The sequence below is a fragment of the Ancylobacter koreensis genome (genome assembly GCF_023016525.1).
Classification (GTDB): domain Bacteria; phylum Pseudomonadota; class Alphaproteobacteria; order Rhizobiales; family Xanthobacteraceae; genus Ancylobacter; species Ancylobacter koreensis.
On record NZ_JALKCG010000001.1, the window covers coordinates 1067551 to 1089216 of the forward strand.

General features: G+C 69.4%; 18 protein-coding genes. 14 read left to right on the top strand and 4 right to left on the bottom strand.

Annotated features, from left to right (window positions below):
• Positions 1-30: 30 nt before the first annotated feature.
• The 6 genes from MWN33_RS04880 (at position 31) to mmsB (ending at position 6490) form a co-directional block, all read left to right on the top strand.
• A complete protein-coding gene (locus tag MWN33_RS04880; RefSeq protein WP_247199269.1) occupies positions 31-906 on the top strand; it encodes an SMP-30/gluconolactonase/LRE family protein in 876 nt (291 codons plus the stop codon).
• Positions 906-1835 carry a 2-dehydro-3-deoxygalactonokinase gene (locus MWN33_RS04885; RefSeq protein ID WP_247199270.1) on the top strand — a complete coding sequence of 310 codons (930 nt, stop codon included), beginning with the start codon at positions 906-908 and terminating at the stop codon, positions 1833-1835. The genes MWN33_RS04880 and MWN33_RS04885 overlap by 1 nt, the downstream gene beginning before the upstream one ends.
• Positions 1832-2506, top strand: coding sequence for a 2-dehydro-3-deoxy-6-phosphogalactonate aldolase (locus tag MWN33_RS04890; protein WP_247199271.1), 675 nt, complete (start codon positions 1832-1834; stop codon positions 2504-2506). Before MWN33_RS04885 ends, MWN33_RS04890 begins: the two co-directional genes overlap by 4 nt.
• A gap of 93 nt (positions 2507-2599) precedes the next feature.
• On the top strand, positions 2600-3670 hold the full coding sequence (gene chvE, locus MWN33_RS04895; protein WP_247199272.1) for a multiple monosaccharide ABC transporter substrate-binding protein: 1071 nt from the start codon (positions 2600-2602) through the stop codon (positions 3668-3670).
• A gap of 79 nt (positions 3671-3749) precedes the next feature.
• Entirely contained in the window at positions 3750-5300 is a 1551-nt protein-coding gene (gene mmsA, locus MWN33_RS04900; protein ID WP_247199273.1) for a multiple monosaccharide ABC transporter ATP-binding protein, read from the top strand.
• On the top strand, positions 5297-6490 hold the full coding sequence (gene mmsB / locus MWN33_RS04905; RefSeq protein ID WP_247199274.1) for a multiple monosaccharide ABC transporter permease: 1194 nt from the start codon (positions 5297-5299) through the stop codon (positions 6488-6490). Before mmsA ends, mmsB begins: the two co-directional genes overlap by 4 nt.
• A gap of 18 nt (positions 6491-6508) precedes the next feature.
• Here mmsB and MWN33_RS04910 read toward each other — a convergent pair whose 3' ends face one another.
• From MWN33_RS04910 to MWN33_RS04925, 4 genes are read right to left on the bottom strand one after another with little or no spacing between them, the layout of a single operon-like run.
• Complete coding sequence (locus tag MWN33_RS04910) at positions 6509-8098, bottom strand: gamma-glutamyltransferase family protein (RefSeq protein WP_247199275.1); 1590 nt, start codon at positions 8096-8098, stop codon at positions 6509-6511.
• A gap of 15 nt (positions 8099-8113) precedes the next feature.
• Positions 8114-9439 (bottom strand): TRAP transporter large permease, encoded by a 1326-nt coding sequence (locus MWN33_RS04915; RefSeq protein ID WP_247199276.1) that lies wholly within the window; start codon positions 9437-9439, stop codon positions 8114-8116.
• Positions 9429-9983, bottom strand: a complete 555-nt coding sequence (locus tag MWN33_RS04920; RefSeq protein ID WP_247199277.1) for a TRAP transporter small permease subunit — start codon at positions 9981-9983, stop codon at positions 9429-9431. The genes MWN33_RS04915 and MWN33_RS04920 overlap by 11 nt, the downstream gene beginning before the upstream one ends.
• A complete protein-coding gene (locus MWN33_RS04925) occupies positions 9980-11074 on the bottom strand; it encodes a TRAP transporter substrate-binding protein (protein WP_247199278.1) in 1095 nt (364 codons plus the stop codon). Before MWN33_RS04925 ends, MWN33_RS04920 begins: the two co-directional genes overlap by 4 nt.
• Before the next feature lie 302 nt (positions 11075-11376).
• On the opposite strand from MWN33_RS04925, the gene MWN33_RS04930 reads away from it, so the two are divergent.
• The 8 genes from MWN33_RS04930 (at position 11377) to MWN33_RS04965 (ending at position 21621) form a co-directional block, all read left to right on the top strand.
• Positions 11377-13725 carry an acetamidase/formamidase family protein gene (locus MWN33_RS04930; RefSeq protein ID WP_247199279.1) on the top strand — a complete coding sequence of 783 codons (2349 nt, stop codon included), beginning with the start codon at positions 11377-11379 and terminating at the stop codon, positions 13723-13725.
• A gap of 176 nt (positions 13726-13901) precedes the next feature.
• Positions 13902-16409, top strand: coding sequence for a glucan 1,4-alpha-glucosidase (locus MWN33_RS04935; RefSeq protein WP_247199280.1), 2508 nt, complete (start codon positions 13902-13904; stop codon positions 16407-16409).
• Positions 16410-16419: 10 nt separating this feature from the next.
• Entirely contained in the window at positions 16420-17142 is a 723-nt protein-coding gene (locus MWN33_RS04940; RefSeq protein ID WP_247199281.1) for an ROK family protein, read from the top strand.
• A gap of 127 nt (positions 17143-17269) precedes the next feature.
• The gene (locus MWN33_RS04945; protein WP_247199282.1) at positions 17270-17761 is read left to right on the top strand and encodes a hypothetical protein; all 492 of its coding nucleotides are present in this window, start codon (positions 17270-17272) and stop codon (positions 17759-17761) included.
• 152 nt (positions 17762-17913) lie between these two features.
• Positions 17914-18972, top strand: a complete 1059-nt coding sequence (locus MWN33_RS04950; protein ID WP_247199283.1) for an Ldh family oxidoreductase — start codon at positions 17914-17916, stop codon at positions 18970-18972.
• Positions 18973-19051: 79 nt separating this feature from the next.
• Positions 19052-19807, top strand: a complete 756-nt coding sequence (gene pxpB / locus MWN33_RS04955; RefSeq protein ID WP_247199284.1) for a 5-oxoprolinase subunit PxpB — start codon at positions 19052-19054, stop codon at positions 19805-19807.
• A complete protein-coding gene (locus MWN33_RS04960) occupies positions 19807-20838 on the top strand; it encodes a 5-oxoprolinase subunit C family protein (protein WP_247199285.1) in 1032 nt (343 codons plus the stop codon). The genes pxpB and MWN33_RS04960 overlap by 1 nt, the downstream gene beginning before the upstream one ends.
• Before the next feature lie 12 nt (positions 20839-20850).
• Positions 20851-21621: a LamB/YcsF family protein gene (locus tag MWN33_RS04965; protein ID WP_247199286.1), complete on the top strand. Its 771-nt coding sequence runs from the start codon at positions 20851-20853 to the stop codon at positions 21619-21621.
• Positions 21622-21666: the final 45 nt, after the last annotated feature.

Genomic DNA, 21666 nt, shown 5'->3' on the forward strand with positions numbered 1-21666 from the left:
CCCTCTGCCATCCTCCCGGCGCCTGAGACCGTGCCCGTCACGGTGCTGTGCGACGAGCGCTGCCATCTCGGCGAAGGACCGGCCTATGATGCCGCCAGCGACACCGCCTGGTGGTTCGACATTATCGAGCGCCGCCTGTTCGAGGCGCGGCTCGGCACCGGCGAGATCGTGGTGCACGCGCTGCCGCTGATGGCGAGCGCGCTCGCTACGGTCGACGACGGCCGCCAGATGCTGGCCACCGAACAGGGCCTGATGCTGCGCGACATCGCAACCGGAGCGCTGGAGATGCTGGCGCCTGTCGAGGCCGCCACGCCCGCCACGCGCTCCAACGACGCGCGGGTGCATCCGAGCGGCACCTTCTGGTTCAGCACCATGGGCCGGCAGGCCGAGCCCGGCGCCGGGACGATCTACGCCTATCGCGCCGGCACCGTGCAGGCGCTGTTCCCCGGCATCACCATTCCCAACGCCATCTGCTTCTCGGCCGATGGCGCGACCGGCTATTTCGCCGATACGGCGGCGAACGCGCTCTACCGCGTGCGCCTTGACCCGGCGACCGGCCTGCCGCTGGAGGCGCCGGCCGTTATCCATCGCCATCGCGATGAAGGTGGCCTCGACGGCGCCGTGGTCGATGCCGAGGGCCTGCTCTGGTGCGCCATATGGGGCGGCGCCCGGCTCAATGCCTATTCGCCCGAGGGCGATCCCGTGCGCAGCGTCGCTGTTCCCGCGCGGCAGGCGAGCTGCCCGGTCTTCGTGGGCCCCGCCTTCGACAGGGTGCTCGTGACGTCGGCCTGGCAGCATATGGACGAGGCGGACCGGGCCGCCGACCCGCATCACGGAAAGACGTTCCTCCTCGACATCGGGGCGCGCGGGCGGGCAGAGCCGCGCGCCCGGCTGGGGGCGATGTGATGGCGGGCGTCGCGCATGTGGTCGTCGACTGGGGAACCTCTTCCTTCCGCCTATGGGCGCTTGATGGCGATGGCCGCGTGCTGGGGGAACGGCGCAGCGCGCAGGGGCTCGCCGCCTCCGGGGCCGAGGGGTTCGAGGCCGTGCTGGAGGATCACCTCGCCGCGCTCGGCATCGGCGAGGGCGTGCCGGTGATGATGTGCGGCATGGTCGGCTCGCGCGCGGGCTGGGTCGAGGCGGCCTATGTGGATACCCCGACCCGGCTCGACGATCTCGTGCGGCGGGCCGTCACCGTGCCCTCGGCGAGCCGCCGCATCTGCATCCTGCCCGGCCTCGCGCAGCGCGACCCGTCGCAGCCCGATGTGATGCGCGGCGAGGAGACGCAGCTACTGGCGCTCGCGCAGGAGAGCTTCGACGGCATCGCCTGCCTGCCCGGCACCCACAGCAAATGGGTGGCGATGGACGGGGGCGATGTTACGCGCTTCGCCACCTTCATCACCGGCGAACTGTTCCAGCTGCTGCGCAGCGGCTCGGTGATCGCGCCGGCCGTCGCCGGGGCGGGGGATGCCAATCCTCTCGACGCTGCTTTCGCGCTGGGCGTGGGCGAGGGGCTCGGCAGTCCCGAGACCCTGAGTGCCGCGCTGTTCCGGCTGCGGGCGTCGTGGCTTCTGGCCGCGACGGCGCCCTCAGCCGGCCTGTCGCGCCTCTCCGGCCTGCTGATCGGCGCGGAACTGGCGGGTGCCGCGCGGCTCTTCGGCGATCTGCGCGCCGTGGCGCTGGTGGCGTCTGGACCGCTGGCGCGCGCCTATCGCGTGGCCTTCGAAACGGCCGGAATTGCCGACCCGGTTCTGTTCGAAGCCGAGGGCTGCGCGCGCGCGGGACTGCACGCCGCCGCGCTCGCCGCTTTCTCCAGGGAAAGGAGCGTCGCATGAACTCGGCCACGCCAGTCCGCATTCCCTGGCCGGCGCTGCGGCGCCCGCTGGTGGCGATCCTGCGCGGCCTGCGGCCGGACGAGGCGGAGGGCGTCGTCGGTGCCCTGATCGAGGAAGGCTTCGAGGCGATCGAGATTCCGCTGAATTCGCCGGACCCGTTCGCCTCCATCGAGGCCGCCGCCCGCCTCGCCCCGCCGGGCGTGCTGATCGGCGCCGGCACGGTGCTGACGGTGGAGCAGGTCGACCTGCTGAACTATGCCGGCGGGCAATTGATGGTGAGCCCGAATGTCGATGCGCAGGTGATCGGCCGCGCCAGCCGGCACGGCATGGTGACCATGCCCGGTGTGATGACCCCGACCGAGGCCCTCGCCGCGGTGAAGGCGGGCGCGTCTGCGCTGAAGTTCTTTCCGGCAAACCTGCTCGGTCCCGCCCTCATTCAGGCCATCGCGGTGGTCCTGCCGCCCGGCACCGTCGTCGGCGCGGTGGGCGGCGTGGGCGAGAGTGAATTCGCCGCCTATGCGGGCGCCGGCATCCGCACCTTCGGGCTCGGCTCCAGCCTCTACCGCCCCGGCGCGACCGCCGGCGAGGTGAAGGCGAAGGCCCGCGCCGTCATCGCGGCCTATGACGCCGCCATCGACCTTTCACAGGAGACACAGCGCGCCGGCCGGTGAGGCGCGCCCCCGGATGCGGCCTGTCCGCCAACAACCCGGCACGCCAAAGGCGGCCAAGGAAACGCAGAACATGGAACGCTCAAGGAGCTGACGATGACACGCCTCACGACGCTTTTCTCCGCCGCTGCGCTCGCGCTCGGCGCCGTCTCCCTCGCCCTTCCGGCCTCGGCCCAGGACAAGGGCACGGTCGGCATCGCCATGCCGACCAAATCCTCCGCGCGCTGGATCGCCGACGGCGACAATATGGTGAAGGTGCTGAAGGAGCGCGGCTACACCACCGACCTGCAATATGCCGAGGACGACATTCCCAACCAGCTCTCGCAGATCGAGAACATGGTGACGAAGGGCGCGAAGGTGCTGGTGATCGCCTCCATCGACGGCACCACGCTCTCGGACGTCCTCAAGCAGGCGCACGCCCAGGGCATCAAGGTCATTGCCTATGACCGGCTCATCCGCGATACGCCCAACGTCGACTACTACGCGACCTTCGACAATTTCCAGGTCGGCGTGCTGCAGGCGGAATCGCTGCTGAAGGGCCTCGGCTATCCCCAGAACAAGGGGCCGTTCAACGTCGAGCTGTTCGGCGGCTCGCCGGACGACAACAACGCCTACTTCTTCTACGACGGCGCCATGTCGGTGCTGAAGCCGCTGATCGACAACGGCACGCTGAAGGTCGCCTCCGGCCAGATGGGCATGGACAAGGTGTCGACCCTGCGCTGGGACGGCGCCACCGCCCAGGCCCGCATGGATAACCTGCTCAGCGCCTACTACACCGACAAGAAGCTCGACGGCGTGCTCTCGCCCTATGACGGCTTGTCCATCGGCATCCTGTCGTCGCTGAAGGGCGTCGGCTACGGCTCGGGCGGCCAGAAGATGCCGGTCGTGACCGGGCAGGACGCCGAAGTGCCCTCGGTCAAGTCGATCCTGGCCGGCGAACAGTACTCCACCATCTTCAAGGACACGCGCGACCTCGCCAAGGTGACCGCCGACATGGTCGACGCCACCCTGTCGGGCAAGCAGCCCACGGTCAACGATACCAAGACCTACAATAACGGGGTCAAGGTGGTGCCGTCCTATCTCCTCAAGCCCGTCGTGGTCGACAAGGGCAATTGGGAGCAGGTGCTGATCGGCTCCGGCTACTACAAGCCGGGCCAGGTCAACTGAGGTCTGAACTGACGTCGCGTACGGGCGTCGACGTCCGCGCCGGCCGGTGGCCGGCGCGGGTTCGGCGCGGGAGAACCGCATGAACGCGCTTCTGGAAATGCAGGGCATCAGCAAGCACTTCGCCGGCGTCAGGGCGCTGAGCGAGGTGACCTTCACCGTCGAGCCCGGCGAAATCCACGCCCTTGTCGGCGAGAACGGCGCGGGCAAGTCGACGCTGATGAAGGTGCTGAGCGGGGTCTACCCGCACGGCTCCTATGACGGCGCCATCGTCTTCGACGGCGAGGAGCGCCGCTTCGGCGACATTACCGACAGCGAACGCCTCGGCATCATCATCATCCATCAGGAACTGGCGCTCATCCCGCTGATGTCGATCGCCGAGAACATCTTCATCGCCAATCCGCCCGGGCGCTTCGGCGTCATCGACCGCGGCGCGGTGCACCAGCGCACGAAGGCGCTGCTCGCCAAGGTCGGGCTCGACGAGGCGCCCGACACGCTGGTGACCGATATCGGGGTGGGCAAGCAGCAACTGGTCGAGATCGCCAAGGCGCTGTCCAAGCAGGTCCGCCTTCTCATCCTCGACGAGCCGACCGCCAGCCTCTCGGAGAAGGACAGCGCGGCGCTGCTCGACCTGCTGCTGGAATTCAAGGCGCAGGGCATCGCCTCCATCCTCATCTCGCACAAGTTGAACGAGGTCTCGAAGGTCGCCGACCGCATCACCGTGCTGCGCGACGGCCGCACCGTCGACACGCTCGACTGCCGGGATGGCGCGGTCGAGGAGGACCGCATCATCGTGAAGATGGTCGACCGCGACCTGGAGCACCGCTACCCCAGACGCGAGCCCCAGAGCGAAGAGCCCGGCATCGGCGAGCCGATCTTCAAGGTTTCGGACTGGTCGGCCTATCATCCGCTGCATGGCGAGCGGCAGGTGATCCGCCATGTCGACTTCGAAGTCCGGCGCGGCGAGATCGTCGGCATTGCCGGTCTGATGGGGTCGGGGCGAACGGAATTCGCCATGAGCATTTTCGGCCGCTCCTGGGGGCAGAAGATCAGCGGCCGCGCCGAGATCGAAGGCCGGGAGGCGGACCTCTCCACCGTGCGCCGCGCCATCGACGCCGGCCTTGCCTATGTCACCGAAGACCGCAAGCAACTCGGCCTGCTGCTGGCCGAGGACATCCGCAAGAACGTCACGCTCGCCAATCTGCCGGCGGTCGCTTCCTCGCAGGTCATCGACGATCTGCAGGAGCTGCGCGTCGCTTCGGATTACCGCAGCCGCATGCGCATCCGCAGCCACAGCATCTATCAGGAGACCGGCAAGCTCTCCGGCGGCAACCAGCAGAAGGTGGTGCTGTCGAAATGGCTGTTCACCGACCCGAAGGTGCTGATCCTCGACGAGCCGACGCGTGGCATCGATGTCGGCGCCAAGTATGAAATCTACTGCATCATCAACGAACTGGCCGATGCCGGTAAAGGCGTGGTGGTGATCTCCTCCGAAATGCCGGAACTGCTCGGCATCTGCGACCGCATCTGCGTGATGGCCGAGGGCGCCTTCGTCGGCGAATTCCCGGCCGCCGAGGCGACTCAGGAGCGGATCATGCGCGCCATCATGCGCAAGGGAGAGCAACGTTCATGAGCGAGACCAGCGAGAGCGCGCTGAAGAAGCCGCACCATGCCGGCTTCCTGAAGAACAATCTGCGCGAATACGGCATGCTGATCTCGCTCTGCGCGATCATGGTGTTCTTCGAGGTGGTGACCGGCGGCACGCTGATGCGTCCGCTCAACCTGACCAATCTCGTGCTGCAGAACAGCTACATCGTTATCATGGCGCTGGGCATGCTGCTGATCATCGTCACCGGCCATATCGACCTGTCGGTCGGCTCGGTGGCGGGCTTCATCGGCGCGGTGGCGGCGGTATTGATGGTGCGGTTCGACCTGCATCCCATTCCCGCCGTGGTGATCTGCCTGGCGCTCGGCGGGCTGATCGGCGCGGCGCAGGGCTATTGGGTGGCCTATTTCAAGATCCCGTCCTTCATCGTGACCCTCGCCGGCATGCTGGTGTTCAAGGGGCTCGCGCTCGCCATCCTCGCCGGCCAGTCCGTCGGCCCTTTCCCCACCGGGTTCCAGCGGCTCTCCTCCGGCTTCATTCCCGAATTCGTCCCCGATGCCGGCGCGCTCTACCCCACCTCGCTGGCGCTCGGCGCGGTGCTGGCCGTCTCGCTGGTCTGGCTCAATTTTCGCGGCCGCGCCCGGCAAGAGGCGCATCACATCGAGACCGAGCCCTACGGCTTCTTCCTGGCCAAGAACGCGGTGCTGTTCGCCATCATCGTCTATTTCGCCTACCTCATCGCTTCGCATCGCGGCCTGCCCAACGTGCTGGTGATCATGGCGGCGCTGATCGCGCTCTATGCCTTCGTGACGACGCGCACGACCATCGGCCGGCAGATCTACGCCGTCGGCGGCAATGAGAAGGCGGCGAAGCTCTCGGGCATCAAGACCGAGCGGCTCACCTTCCTCACCTTCGTGAACATGGGCGTGCTAGCCGCGCTCGCCGGCCTGATCTTCGCCGCCCGGCTGAACACCGCGACGCCGAAGGCCGGTCTCGGCTTCGAGCTGGACGTCATCGCCGCCTGCTTCATCGGCGGCGCCTCGGCCTATGGCGGCGTCGGGCGGGTGGGCGGCGCCGTCATCGGTGCGCTGATCATGGGCGTGATGAACAACGGCATGTCGATCCTCGGCATCGGCATCGACTACCAGCAGGTCATCAAGGGCCTGGTCCTGCTCGGCGCGGTCTGCCTCGACGTCTACAACCAGAAGCGGGCCTAGCCGGGCGCGGCGATCGGCTCAGAAGCCCATCGCCGCGCCGTCGCTGCGGGGGTCCCCGGCGCCTTCGAGCGTTCCGTCGGGGCGCCGGACGATGGCGCCGGCATGTCCCATCATCGCGTCGAAGGCCGGCACCATCTCGACATCGTGGCCCGCCGCGCGAAGCGCCGCGACGAGCTCCGGCGGGAAGCGGTCTTCGAGCTTCAGCGAGACGGTCTCCGCCCCCCAGGTCCGCCCGAGCAGCCAGCGCGGCGCGGTGATCGCCGCCTGCAGCTCCTGCCCGAAGAAGGCGTAGCGCGAGAACAGCGCGGCCTGCGTCTGCGGCTGGCCCTCGCCGCCCATCGTGCCATAGACCATGTGCCGCCCGTCGGCGAAGCTGGCCATGGCGGGGTTCAGCGTGTGGAACGGCTTGCGGCCCGGCGCGAGGACGCGCGGCCCGGTGCCGGCGAGGGCGAAGCTGGAGCCGCGATTCTGCCAGACGATGCCGGTCTGCGGCAGCACGACGCCCGATCCGAACTCGAAATAGATGCTCTGGATGAAGCTGGCGGCGAGGCCCTCGCCGTCGATGGCACCGAGCCACACCGTGTCGCCGGCGGAGGGCGGCACCGGCCAGGGCAGGGCACGGGCGGGGTCGATGCGGGCGGCGAGACGGTCGAGGACAGCCGGGTCGAGGAAGGTGCGCGGGTCCTCGCTCATGGCGTCGGGATCGCCGACCACGCGGTCACGCACCAGAAAGGCCTGCTTGGTAGCCTCGACCAGCCCGTGCAGATGCGCGAAGCCCTCCGCCTCGCGCACGCCGAGCCGGCTGAACAGAGCGAGGATCATCAGCGAGGCCAGCCCCTGCGTCGGCGGCGGGAAGTTGAACAGCCGGACGCCGGGCAGATCGACCTGAAGCGGCGCCACGCGCGTGGCGCGGCAGCCGGCCAGATCGTCTTGCGTCACCGGCGAGCCGGCGGCGGCGAGATCGTGGGCGATGTCGCGGGCGAGCGGGCCGCGATAGAAGCTCTCGGTGCCCTCCCGGCCGAGGCGCTCCAGCGTGTCCGCCAGCGCGGGGAGCTTCATCGTCGCGCCGGTGGCGGGCGCGGCGCCGTCCGCCAGAAAGGTGTCGGCGAAGCCCGGCACGTCGGCGAGTTCCGGCCGCTTCTCGGCGGTCAGCTGGCTCTGGCTGGCGGTGACGGCGAAGCCGTTGCGGGCATGCCAGGCGGCATCCTCAAGGAGGCGGGAGAGCGGCAGCCGCCCGCCGCGCCCGGCGCTGAGCGCCAGCGCCTCCCCCCAGCCGGCGACGGTGCCGGCGGTCGTATTGGCCGCCAGCGGCCCGCGCTGGGGTATCGCCGACAGGCCCGACCGCGCATAGAGCTCCGGCGTCGCGGCGGCCGCAGCGCGGCTGCAGGCATCGATGCCGACCGGGGTCTCTCCCGGCGCACCGATCAGCCAGAAGCCGTCGCCGCCGATGGCGGTCATGTGCGGATAGACCACGGCCAGCGCCGCCGCCATGGCGAGCGTCGCCTCCACGGCGTTGCCGCCCTCGCGCAGGACGCGCAGCCCCGCCTCGCTGGCGAGATGGTGCGGGGACGTCACCATGCCGCGACGGGCGCGAACAGTATTCAGCATCTGGATGGACTCCGGCTACCAGCCGATCGCCTTCGGCAGCCAGGTCGCCACCGAGGGGAAGGTGAAGAGCAGCGCCACGGCCAAGATCTGCAGCCCGATGAACGGAACGACGCCGCGATAGATGTCGCCGGTCGATACTTCCGGCGGCGCCACCCCGCGCAGGTAGAACAGCGCCCAGCCGAACGGCGGGGTCAGGAAGGAGGTCTGCAGCACGGTGGCGATGAGCGCCGCCGCCCAGACGAGGTCGACATGCGCGTTGATCATCAGCGGCAGGAACATCGGCACCACGATGTAGCTGATCTCGATCCACTCGATGAAGAAGCCGAGGATGAAGATGATCAGCAGCATGAAGATGAGGATGCCGTCCGTGCCGCCCGGCACCAGCGCGAAAGCGTCGTGCACCAGCCTCTCGCCGCCGAGCCCGCGAAAGGCGAGGGCGAAGACCTGCGAGCAGATGAGCACGAAGAACATCATCGCGGTGATGCGCGCCGTGCTCTGCACCGTCGCCACCAGCGTCTTCACGGTGAAGCGGCCGGAGACGGCGGCGACCAGTATGGAGCCGAGCGCGCCCATGCTGGCGGCCTCCGTCGGCGCCGCGACGCCGCCGATGATGGACCCGAGAACGGCAAGGACAAGGCCGATCGGCGGCAGGCCGACCTTCAGTGCCTTCAGCCACAACTCCTTGCGCGGCATGGCGCGCCGCTCTTCCAGCGGAATGGCGGGCACTTTTTCGGGCCAGACGATGCCGACCACGATCATGTAGATGCAGAAGATGCCGGTCAGCATCAGGCCCGGCATCAGCGCGGCGGCGAACAGCGTGCCGACGGATTCGCCGAGAATGTCGGCGAGCAGGATCAGGATGGTCGAGGGCGGGATGAGCTGGCCCAGCGTGCCGGAGGCGCAGATGGCGCCGCAGGACAGGCTCTTGTCGTAGCCGCGCCGCAGCAGGGTCGGCAGGGTGAGCAGGCCGAGCGTGACGATGGTGGCGCCGACGATGCCGGTAGTGGCGCCCATCAGCATGCCCACCAGCACGATGCCGAGTCCCATGCCGCCGCGCAGCCCGCCCGAGAGATGGCCGATCACCTCCATCAGCTCGTCGGCGAGGCGCGACTTCTCCAGCATCACGCCCATGAACACGAAGAGCGGGATGGCGATCAGCGTGTAATTGGCGGTGACGCCGTAGATGCGCGCCGGCAGCAGGCCGAACAGCGTCGTGCCGAAGCCCAGCCAGCCGAAGAAGAAGCCGCTGATCGCCAGCGTGAGCGCCACCGGCACGCCGATGATCAGCATGACGAAGAAGGAGGCGATGCAGGCGATCGCCAGAATCTCGTTATAGGGCATGGGAAGGCACCGGCTCCGAGGGCGCCGCCGGCGGCGCGATCGGGTTGAGGAGGGCGGCGAGCGCGCGCGCCGTGGCGGCGAGGCTCTGCAGCAGAAGCAGCACGAAACCTGCCGGGATCATCGCCTTGAGGATGAAGCGGTAGGGCAGGCCGCCGGGATCGGGCGAGCCCTCCCCGATGTTGTAGGACTGCATCACGTAGCGCCAGGACAGCAGGATGATGATGACCGACAGCGCGACCACCGCCAGCGCCGAGAACAGGTCGATTGCCTGCTGCACGCGCGCCGGCAGGCGGGCGAACAATATGTCTACCCGCACATGGCCTTCATGCTTGATGGTGTAGGCGATGCACAGCAGGGTGAGCGGGCTCATCAGGTGCCATTCCAGCTCCTGCATCGCCACCGATCCGGTGTTGAAGGCGTAGCGCAACAGAACATTGCCGGCCATGACGAGGACGAGCGCGAGGCCCGTCCACGCCGCGATCCAGCCGCAGACCTCGACGACGAGGTCGAGAGCGCGGGCAAAGCTTTCGAGAACGCGGTTCATGCGCCCCTGCGGATCTGGGTCTGGTAGACGGCCTCCGACAGGCCGGCCCACTGGCTGTGCTTGGCCGCGAAGGAGGTGAAGCTGTCATAGACCTTCTTGATCTTCGGGTCGGAGTCGGCGAGCTGCTGCAGCGTGGTGGCGGTGACGTCGCGCAGCTTGTCGACCACCGGCTTCGGATAGGGGCCGGCGATGACGCCCTGGTTCTGCACGAGGTCGGCCATGGCCTCGCCATTGGTCGCTTCGCACCAGGTGTGGCTGATGACGTTGCAGGCCGCCGCGGCGGCGCGGACAATCTCCTTGAGGTCGTCGGGCAGCGAATTCCACGCCGTCTTGTTGACGATCAGCTCGGTGACGTTGTTGGGCTCGTGCCAGCCGGTGGTGTAGTAATACTTGGCCGCCTTCTGCAGGCCGAGGCGCCGGTCCTGATAGGGGCCGACGAACTCCGCGGCGTCGATCACGCCGCGCTCCAGCGCGGGGAAGATTTCACCGCCGGGCAGCAGCTTCACGTCGACGCCGAGCTGCGCATAGACCTTTCCGGCAAGGCCGGGGATGCGCATCTTCAGGCCCTTGAAATCCTCGACCTTCTCGATCGGCTTGCGGAACCAGCCGGACATCTGCACGCCGGTATTGCCCAGCGGCATCGGCACGAGGTTGAAGGGGTCGTACAGCTCCTCCCAGAGCTGGAGGCCGCCGCCATGGTAGATCCAGGCGTTCTGGCCCTGGAAGTTGAGGCCGAAGGGCACGCAGGTGAAGAACTGCGCCGCCGGCACCTTGCCCGCCCAGAAATAGGAATTGGCGGCGTTCATCTCGACCGTGCCGGAGGACACGGCATCGAAGCCTTCCAGCGCCGGGATCAGTTCGCCGGCCGCGAAATGCTGGATGGTCAGCCGCCCGCCGGACATCTTGCCGACGAGTTCGCAGAAATAGGTCGGGCTGCCGGGACCGGTGACGTAGAAGGGAGCGCCCGGCCCGTAGGCATTGGTCATCTTCCAGCTGAAGCTCTGCTGGGCGCGCGCGACATGCGGCGCGGCGATGGTGGCGACGGCGGCCGTACCCGCCAGCCCGGCGCCCAGGAATCCACGACGATCCATTGTTGTTCCCCTTTGGTCCGGATAGCGCCCGCTGCGGCGCCTCGATCAGGCGCCACTAAGCCGCCGTCGCCCGGCAGGGGCAATGCCCCCAAAGAGGCAAACCGTCCACAGAGCCTCAACGTCTTTGGCGGACTATAAGATGAATATGATATTTTTATCAGATACTTATGTGATCATGACGATGATTTGTGCAGCGCGGGGCCTTGGGCCCGCGACAAGTTTTTGTGCGCCATTCGTCAAAGTGCTTCACTGGCGATCCGGCGTGCCCCGGTCCATTCCTTCGCCACCGTGAGCTGGCTGCCATGAACCGCACCGTACCCATTTCGATAAACGCGTTCCCCGCCTCCAAGCAGGAGGCGGCATGGCGGGAGACGCTCGCCTCGCTCGGGCTTGCCGCGGAGCTCTCCGATGCCGATGCCTTTCATTTCGGCGAGGTCTCCATCAAGCGCTCGCCGACGCAGGCGACCTTCGCCCTGCTGCGCTCGACGACCCAGAAGCTCACCGCGTCGGGGCCGGCCTCGCCGAAGGCTCGGGAGCCGGGGAGGAGCGAGGCGCCGATCCTCATCGGCTTCGTCACCTACGGGCGCGGGCATCTCACCGATTCCGGCCGCCGCGCCGCCGAATTCGCCGATGGCGACCTCTGGGTCTGCGATCCGGCGACTCCCTTCTCCGTGCAGTTCCGCAACGATTTCGAGCTGCTGCTGCTGTGCCTGCCGCGCGAGCGGCTGGCGGGCCGTTTCGGCCGCGCCGCCACCGTGCCGACGCTGGTGCTCGGCGAGACCGTCTCGGCGGCGGCGGCCCGTCCGCTGATGCGGGCGCTGGCCTCGCATTTCGCCTTCATGGAGGATGGCGACGTGATGGCCGCCGAGCCGGCGGTGACGGAACTCGTGCTTTCCGCCCTGCTCGTCGGCGCCCGGCCGGAGGAGGACAGCGCGACGCAGGTGCAGGCGGCGCATTTCGCCCGCATCTGCGCGCAGATCGAGGCGCGTCTGCGCGAGCCCGACCTGTCGGTGAACGATATCGCGAGCGCCGAGGGTCTCTCGGCCCGCTATATCCAGCGGCTGTTCGAGGGACAGGACCGCTCCTTCTCCGATTACGTTCGTCATCGCCGGCTGGAACAGTGCCGGCTCGATCTCGTGAACCCGCAGCACGCCGACCGTTCCATCGCCGAGATCGGCTTTCGCTGGGGCTTTGCCGATCAGGCGCATTTCAGCCGGGTGTTCAGCGCCGCCTATGCCATCTCCCCGCGCGACTACCGCAAATCCTCCGGCGCGACGGTGGAGACGCGCTGGACCCGTGGCCGCCCGATGCATTCGGGTGCGCGCCCTGTGCGGCCGGCTCCCGCAGCAACGGCGACCACCGAAGCTACCGACCTGCCCGCGCCGGTGCGCCCGCGCGAGGTGATCGAGCCCGGTCATCATCACCTGCCGGTTTCCCGCGATACGGTGCATTGGGGCTACCTCTCGCGCAGCATCGCGCCCGCCCTGAGGGTGCGCTCGGGGGCGCGGGTGACGGTTGAGACACTGACGCAGCACGCCTATGACGACCATGAGCGGATGATCGCGGGCGATCCGGGCGCGGAGAGCGTGTTTCGCTGGACCGCCGACTACAAGGCGGTGGACCGCCGCGGCGCCGGGCCGGTCAACGCCTCCATCTTCGGGCGCGGGGCGGGGGAGGGCTTCGGCGTGCATATCTGCACCGGCCCGATCTTCGTCCACGGTGCCGAGCCCGGCGATGTGCTGGAAGTCGAGATTCTCGACCTGAAGCCGCGCCCCAGCGCCAACCCGGCCCATGCCGGCTACGCCTTCGGCTCCAACGCCGCCGCAGCGTGGGGCTTCCACCATGACGACATTCTGGACGAGCCGCGCAAGCGCGAGGTCATCACCATCTATCGCACCGACGCCGCCGGGGAGAGCGGGTTTGCGGAGGCGGTCTATTCCTTCCGCTGGGCGCCGCAGACCGATCCGTTCGGTGTCGTGCACGAGACCATCGACTATCCCGGCGTTCCCGTCGATCACCGGCTGATCGAAAAGCGCGAGGGCGTGCTGGCCGGCGCCCGCATTCCGGTGCGTCCGCATTTCGGCTTCATCGCCGTGGCCCCGCGCGAGAGCGACATGGTGGATTCGGTGCCTCCCGGCTATTTCGGCGGCAACATCGACAATTGGCGCGCCGGCAAGGGCTCCTCCGTCTATCTGCCCGTGGCCGTGCCCGGCGCGCTGCTTTCCGTCGGCGACCCCCATCTCGCGCAGGGCGACGGCGAAATCAGCGGCACGGGGCTGGAATGCTCGCTGACCGGCGAGATACGCCTCGTGCTGCACAGGCGCGGAGAGACCGACAAGAGCTTCCTGAACGGGCTGAACGCCCCGCTCATCGAGACGCCCGAGGCCTGGCTGCTGCACGGTTTCAGCTACACCAACTATCTGCGCGAACTCGGCCGCAACGCGCAGTCCGAAGTGTTCAAGCGCTCGTCCCTGAGCCGCGCCCTGCGAAGCGCCACGCGCGAGGCCCGCAAGTTCCTGATGGGGCGCTACGGCCTGGACGAGGACGAGGCGATCTCGCTGATGTCGGTGGCGGTCGATTTCGGCGTGACGCAGGTCGCCGACGGCAATTGGGGCGTCCACGCACGGATCAGCAAGAGCATTTTTCCGTAAAGCCCACGGCGTCTCGTCCGGCGACGCCCCGCTCTCGCTCCTCGCCCGCGCGGCCGGCGATTCATCCCGGTCGGTAAATTGATCCCTCGGCGGGCTTGGCAGGCGGCTCGTGTGGTTTCAGGTTATCTCCCGGCCGCGCCGATGAGCGCGGTCCAATGAAAGTGGGGAAACCGTCCATGAACGAGGACAACGCCATCACACCGCCGGGAGGGCCCGGCGGGCCGGCCCGCTGGACGTCGAGCGCCAAGGTGGGTGTCGGCACCGCCCGCACGGCGGCGAGCCGCCTGTGGTTCACGCTGAGCCACGGCATTCTCAACGAAATCTACTATCCGCGCGTCGATGCTGCCTGCACGCGCGACTTCGGCTTCCTCGTCACCGGGCCGGACGGCTATTTCACCGAGGAGAAGCGCGACGCCGAGCATGAGGTCGGCGTGCTGGAGCACGGCGCGCCGGCCTATCACCTGCTCAATACCGCGCGCGACGGGCGCTGGCGCATCCAGAAGCAGATTCTTGCCGATCCGCGCCGCGAGGTGCTGTTGCAGCAGGTGACCTTCGAGGCGCTGGCCGGCGATATCTCCGACTACCGTCTGTTCGGCCTGCTGGCACCGCACATCATCAATGCGGGCGCCGACAACACGGCCTGGGTCGACGACTACAAGGGCACGCCGATGCTGTTCGCCTCCGGCCGGCGCGGCGTGTCGCTGGCGCTGGCCTGCTCGGTGCCGTGGAAGGCGCGCTCGGTCGGCTATGTCGGCGCCTCCGACGGCTGGCGCCAGCTGAACGAGGCGGGTTGCCTCGACGAGCGCTACCAGCGCGCCGCCGACGGCAATGTCGCGCTCAGCGCCGAGCTCGACCTCGCCGCCGGCGACGGCACGATGCTGATCGCGCTCGGCTTCGGCGCCCGCCCGGAGGAGGCGGGATTCCGCGCCGTCTCTAGCCTGCAGGAGGGCTTCGAGGAACTGCGCCGCACCTATGTGCAGGGCTGGCGGGCCTGGCAGGGCACGCTGCTGCCGCTGGACCATCCGCAGAACCGCTCGAACATCAACACCTACCGCGCCAGCACCATCGTGCTTGCTACCCACCAGCCGCCTTCCGTGCCCGGCGCCATCATCGCCAGCCTCTCGATTCCCTGGGGCTTCAACAAGGGCGACGAGGACCTCGGCGGCTATCACCTCGTCTGGCCGCGCGACCTGGTAGAGAATGCCGGCGGCCTGCTCGCCGCCGGCGCCATCGACGACGCCAAGGCGGTGCTCGGCTATCTCCGCGCCATACAGGAAGCGGACGGCCACTGGTCGCAGAATGTCTGGCTGGACGGCTCCGCCTATTGGGGCGGGGTGCAGATGGACGAGTGCGCCTTCCCGATCCTGCTCACCGACATGATCCGGCGCGGCGGCCATTTCGCCCATGGCGAACTGGCGTCCTATATGGACATGGTGGAGCGCGCGGCGGCCTTCATCCTGCGCAACGGCCCCGTCACCGGGCAGGACCGCTGGGAGGAGGATGCCGGCTATTCGCCCTTCACGCTGGCGGTCGAGATCGCCGCGCTGCTCGCCGCCGCCGACATGATGGAGATCGCCGGCCGCCGGGACGAGGCCACCTATCTGCGCGAGACCGCCGATGCGTGGAACGATTCGGTCGAGCGCTGGACCTTCGCCACCAACACCGAGCTGGCCGAGAAGCTCGGCGTCGAGGGCTATTATGTGCGCATCGCGCCGGTGGAGACGGCGGATGCCGCCTCGCCGCTCGACGGCTTCGTGCCGGTGAAGAACCGGCCGCCGGCCGACACCGACCGGCCGGCCGCGCAGCTCATCTCGCCCGACGCGCTGGCACTGGTGCGCTTCGGCCTGCGGGCGCCGGACGACCCGCGCATCCTCGGCACGCTCAAAGCGATCGACGCGCTCCTGAAGGTGGAGCTGCCGCAGGGCCCGCTCTGGTATCGCTACAATGGCGACGGCTATGGCGAGCATGAGGACGGCGCGCCCTTCGACGGCACCGGCATCGGTCGCGCCTGGCCGCTGCTGACCGGCGAGCGCGCGCATTACGAGATCGCCGCCGGCAACCTCGTGCGCGCCGGCCAGCTGCTCGTCACACTGGAGGATTCCGCCGGCCCCGGCGGGCTGCTGCCGGAACAGGTGTGGGACGGCGAGGACATACCCGAGCGCGAGCTGTTCAAGGGGCGCCCCTCCGGCAGCGCCATGCCGCTGGTGTGGGCGCATTCCGAGCACATCAAGCTGATGCGCTCGCTGCGCGACGGCAAGGTCTTCGACATGCCGCCGCAGACCGTGCAGCGCTACCTCAAGGACAAGGTGACGTCGCCGCGCCGGCTCTGGCGCTTCAACGAGAAGCTGCGCTCCATTCCCGCCGGCCTGACCCTGCGTATCGAGCTGCCGGCGCCGGCGCTGATCCACTGGTCGCTCGACGGCTGGGCGACCACGCACGACACCCCCACCGCCGCCAACGCCTTCGGCCTGCACGTCGCCGACCTGCCCACGGCAGGCGCGGCCCATGGCCGGCATCTGCGCTTCACCTTCTACTGGCCTGACGCGGATAAATGGGAGGGGGAGGATTTCGCGGTCGCCGTCGACGGCGACGAATCGATGTTCCACGGCAGCCAGGACCCGGCGGCGCCCGACGCCTCGCGCCGCGTCGCCGAGCCTGCCGAGACCGCCGAGCCGGCGAAGTGAGGGGAAGACGATGAACGAAAAGACGGCCGGCACCACGCCGGCGGGTATCCTCGCGGTCGATGTCGGCGGCACCGGGCTGAAATGCGCTGTCATCGACGACCACGGCACCATGATCTCCGAGCGCGAGCGGGTCGACACGCCCCATCCCTGCCCGCCGCAGGCATTGCTCGACGCCTATGCCGGCATGGCGCCGAAGCTGCCGGCCTTCGACCGGATCGCCATCGGCTTTCCCGGCGTGGTGCGCAACGGCACCGTGCTGACCGCGCCCAATCTCGGCGCCGAGGCCTGGGCCGGCTTCGCGCTGGCCGACGCCATGGCCTCGCGCCTCGGCGCGCCGGCACGGCTGATCAACGATGCCGAGATGCAGGGGCTCGGCATCATCTCGGGCAAGGGACTGGAAATGGTGCTCACCCTCGGCACCGGCGCGGGCACGGCACTGTTCCGCGATGGCGTGCTGATGCCGCATATGGAACTGGCGCATCATCCCGTGCACGACAACCTGACCTATGACGAGTATCTCGGCGTCGCGGCTTACGAGAAGCACGGGCGCAAGCACTGGAACCACCATGTGGGCCGTGTCATCGAGCTGCTCTACGTCCTGCTGCATTACGACCGGCTCTATCTCGGCGGCGGCAATTCCAAGCATGTCGACCTCGACCTGCCCGGAAATGTCGTCATCGCCTCGAACGATGCCGGCCTCACCGGCGGCGCCGCGCTCTGGCGCGGCGGCTGACCGCGAAACGTCCACGCGCCGCGTCGCCACGTCCTCGTGACGCTCCCGCCGGCTGTGGTAAGCATCGGCGGCGGCGTGCGCTGCGCGCCCCTCAGTTTCACGCTTACGGCGAATGGAGAAGCCTCGCATGACCCTTGCTCGCGTAATTCCGGCGGCGGCCCTGACCCTCGCTCTGGCCATCGGCATGGCGCAGCCCTCGCACGCCGCCGGCGCCTTCGAGTGCCCCGCCAAGCCGCTTGAGGCCAAGCAGGCGGCCGCCATCAAGGCCGTGCTGCCGACGGGCGACGCCTTCGACAATGTCGGGCAGCTCAATGCCGCCGTCACCGAGCTGAAGGCGAGCGGCGTCGGCCCGGTGCTGATCATCGACAACCTGATCGCCGCCTATTGCCCGACGGTGGCCGCGCAGGGTGAATTGAGCGACGCGAAGAAGGCCTCGCTGGTCAACCGCTTCGCCGCGCGCATCACCCGCGTGGTGTATTCGCTCGAAGGCGCCGACGAGGTCATCCTCGACGTTTCCTTCCCGCCGGCCATCGTCGACGCCATCAATGTGAAGGCGCAGGCCGCCGGCGTCTCGCAGCAGGCCTTTATTCGCGGCGCCGTCGACAATGCGCTGAAGTGAGCCCGGCGGCGGGCGGGGCATCGGCTCCGCCCGCCCTCCGGCCCCGCCCGGGGGCGGGGACGAAAGACGAGCCTGTGCCCTATGGGGCAGGCCGGGACGAAACGGCAAGCGGGTCGCTCCGATGCCGTTGCCCGAGCTTAGGAACCCCGCCCATGTCCGATAGCGCCGCCTCCGCCACTTCCGCCGCTGTGGAGCCCGGCATGGTGCGCCTGTCGCTCGCCGAAGTGCACGCGCTCGCCCGCGACACGCTGGTCGGCGCGGGGCTCGGCGTGCCGCATGCGGAAGCCATCGCCCGCTCCATCGCCCGTGCCGAGGCGGATGAGTGCCATTCGCACGGGCTCTACCGGCTGATCGGCTATGTCGCCTCGGTGCGCAGCGGCAAGGCGGAGCGCACGGCGCTGCCGGTGCTGACCCGCGCCACCTCCGCCGTGCTGCGCGTCGACGCCAGGCGCGGCTTCGCCCCGCTCGCCATCGAGACCGGCGTTCCGGCGCTGATCGAGGCGGCACGCACCTATGGCATCGCGGCGCTGGCGATCCATGACTGCTACCATTTCTCGGCGCTGTGGGCCGATATCGAGCCGGCTGTGGAAGCCGGGCTGGCCGCCTGGTGCTTCACCGTCGGCCAGTGCTGCGTCGCCCCCGCCGGCGGCGCGCGCCCGCTGCTCGGCACCAACCCGATGGCCTTCGGCTGGCCGGTGCCGCAGGGCCAGCCCTTCATCTTCGACTTCGCCACCAGCGCCGCCGCGCGCGGCGAGATCGAGCTGAAGCGCCGGGCCGGCGCGACGCTCCCGCCCGGCTGGGCGGTGGGGCCGGAGGGCGCGCCGACCACGGACCCGGCGAGCGCGCTGGCGGGCGCGCTGCTGCCCTTCGGCGGCCACAAGGGCTCGGCGCTCTCCATGATGGTGGAGCTGATCGCCGGCCCGCTGATCGGCGACCTCACCAGCCGGCAGGCGCTGGCGGCGGAGAACGGCGATGGCGGCCCGCCGCTCGGCGGCGAGCTGTTCGTCGCCATCGACCCGGCGGTGTTCGGCACTGAGAGCCTCGCCTCCCGGCTGGCGGAAGGCGAGGCGCTGTTCGCCGCTGCCCGCGAACAGCCCGGCGTGCGCCTGCCGGGCGAGCGCCGCTACGCCGCCCGTGCGCGCAGCGGCAACGGCGTGCTGGTGCCGGCGACGCTTTACGCCGAGCTCAAGGCGCTGGGCCGGCCCGCCTGAATGTGCCGAGCCGGCGAAGGAGTGGCGGGCCGGCGCACCGCATGGTCTATGTCGAGGGGCGAATGAGGGAGAAACGCGCATGCCGGACGCTGCCGATGCGCCCGCTGCCCCGCGCCTGCTCGATGCCGGCGAGGCGGGGCTCGTCGTCGAGTTCGGCGACGCCATCGACGAGGCGCTGAACCGGCGGGTGATCGCGCTCGCCGACGCGCTGGAGGCGCGTGCGCTGGAAGGCGTGCGCGAGCTGGTGCCGACCTATCGCTCGCTTCTCGTGATGTTCGATCCGTTGGTGCTGGCCAAGGCGCGGCTGCGCGAGGAGATCGCCGCTCTATGGGCGACCGGCGAGGATCGCGCGGGGGAGGACGCGCCGCGCGGCGTCTGGCATGTCCCGGTGCTCTATGGCGGTGTGCACGGCGTCGATCTCGACGCGGTGGCGCGGCTGCACGGGCTCACCACGGACGAGGTCATCGCGCTGCATGCGGGCGCCACCTACCGCGTCTACATGATCGGCTTCGCGCCGGGCTTCGCCTATCTCGGCGGGCTGCCGGAGGCGATCCACACCAGCCGGCGCAGCGACCCCAGGCTGAAGACGCCGCCGCGCTCCATCTCCATCGGCGGCAGACAGGCGGCGGTGGCGCCGCCGCTGGAGATACCGAGCGGCTGGCATCTGCTCGGCCAGACGCCGGTGCGCTCCTACGATCCCGCGCGCACCGCACGCCCCTTCCTGTTCACGGCCGGCGATGCGCTGCGCTTCGTGCCGGTTTCGCCGGCCGAATATGAGGCACTGTGCCGGGCGGTCGAGGCGGGCGAGGCCGTCGCCGAGCGGAAGGAGGCGTGATGGGCGCGCATCTCGTCATCGAGCGGCCCGGCCTGTTCTCCACCCTTCAGGACGCCGGCCGCTTCGGCTATCAGCGCTTCGGCATCTCGGCCTCGGGGGCGATGGACCCCTTCGCGCTGGCGCTCGCCAATGCGCTGGTCGGCAATCCGCGCGGCATGGCGGCGGTCGAGCTGACCATGCTGGGCCTTTCCGCCACCGTCGAAGGCGGGCCGCTGCGCCTCGCGCTGGCCGGCGCCGACATGGCGCTTACCATCGACGGCCGGCCGGCGGAGGGCTGGCGCGCTTATGCGCTGCAGCCGGGCGCGCGCATCGAGATCGGCCCCGCACGTGCCGGCATGCGGGCCTATCTCGCCATCGCCGGCGGCTTCGCGGTTCCGCCGACGCTGGGCAGCCTGTCCACCCATTCGCGCTCCGGCATCGGCGGGTTGGAGGGCCGCGCGCTGCGCGCCGGCGACCGGCTGGCGCTCAACGGAGCGCCGGCCGGCCCGCTGCTCGCCCTCCCGCCGTCGCATCGGCCGGCCGCGCGCGGGCCGTTCCGCGTGCTGCTTGGCCCGCAGGACGACCATTTCACGCCGGAGGGCGTCGCCACTTTCCTGTCGTCGGACTACCGCGTCTCCGACAAGGCCGATCGCATGGGCGCACAGCTCGACGGGCCGCAGATCGCCCATCGCGACGGCTTCAACATCGTTTCGGACGGCATCGTCAACGGCGCCATACAGGTGCCCGGCCACGGTCGACCGGTGGTGCTGCTGGCCGACCGGCAGACGACCGGTGGCTACCCCAAGATCGCCACCGTGATCGGGCCGGACCTGTGGCGGCTCGGGCAGGCGCGGCCGGGCGATGTGCTGCGCCTTTCCGCCGTCACCGCCGAAGAGGCCGAGGCGGCGTCGCGCGCGCACGAGGCGGAACTCGCGGCCCTCATTGCGGCGATGGTCGAGGAGGCCGGGCCGGCAGGGCTTTCCAGCGAGCGCCTGCTGTCGCACAACCTTGTCGGCGGCGTCTGCTCGGCGCTCGATACGGACCACGCGTGAACGGAGCCCGGCATGAAGCGGATCGACCTCAATTGCGACATGGGCGAGAGCTTCGGCGTCTATGAGCTGGGCGACGATGCCGGGATGCTGGAGATCGTCACCTCCGCCAACATCGCCTGCGGCTTCCATGCCGGCGATCCCTCGGTGATGGCGGCGACGCTGGCCAAGGCCAAGGCGCGCGGCGTCGCCTGCGGTGCGCATCCCGGCTTTCTCGACCTGTGGGGTTTCGGCCGCCGGCAGATCCTCGGCCAGAGCCCGGCCGAGATCGAGGCGCAGCTCATCTACCAGATCGGCGCGCTGCAGGCGCTCGCCCATGCGCAGGGGCTGCGTCTGGAGCATGTGAAGGCGCATGGCGCGCTCGGCAACATGGCCAATGACGACATCGAGCTCGCCCGCACCGTGGCGCGGGCGGTGCGCGCGGTCGACCGCGAACTCATCCTCGTGGTGATGCCGGGCCTGCCGAGCGAACGGGCCGGCGAGGAGGCGGGGCTGCGGCTGGCGCGCGAGATCTATGCCGACCGCGCCTATGCCGCGAGCGGCAATCTCGCCCCGCGCAAGCTGCCCGGCGCGGTGTTGCACGACGCGCAGGAGGCGGCCGCGCGGGTGCTCTCCATCCTCGATACCGGTGAGGTGACGGCGCTCGACGGCACGAGCATCCCGGTGCGCGCGGATACCGTGTGCGTGCACGGCGACACGCCGGACGCGGTGGCGATGGCGCGCGCGGTCCGCGCGACGCTCAAGGGCGCCGGCTACGCCGTGCTGCCGATGGAGGAGTTTCTCTGAAGCGTTTTCGAGCGAAGGGACATCCGGTTCGCGTGAAGAAAACGC